General features: G+C 66.2%; 1 pseudogene. It reads right to left on the bottom strand.

From position 1 onward, the window contains the following. Positions 1-258: pseudogene (locus MW695_RS22380) on the bottom strand (hypothetical protein); the annotation flags it as partial. Between the last annotated feature and the right edge of the window lie 26 nt (positions 259-284).

Below are 284 nucleotides of genomic sequence, written 5' to 3'. Positions count from 1 at the left end.
GCCGACGGAGAGGTCGATCCCGCCCGACAGGATCACGAACGTCATGCCGATGCTGATGACGCCGATGATCGACGCCTGGCGCAGGATCGTGAAGACGTTGTTGATGTCGGCGAACGTGTTGGGCGCGGTCACGATGCCGACGACGACGATGGCCGCGAGGCCGACGACGAGGCCGAGGTTGCGCCCGACCGATCCCGAGAAGATGCGGCGCAGCGCCGAGGGCGCCGTGGTGGTCGAGTCGGAGGTCTGCGTGGTCACGCGGCTGTTCCTTTCATGACGAGATC

It is taken from the genome of Halalkalibacter sp. APA_J-10(15) (assembly GCF_023017105.1).
GTDB lineage: Bacteria > Bacillota > Bacilli > Bacillales > Bacillaceae_D > Halalkalibacter.
The sequence above is the reverse complement of the archived record's forward strand: the minus strand, read 5'-3'. Positions and strand labels throughout refer to the sequence as shown.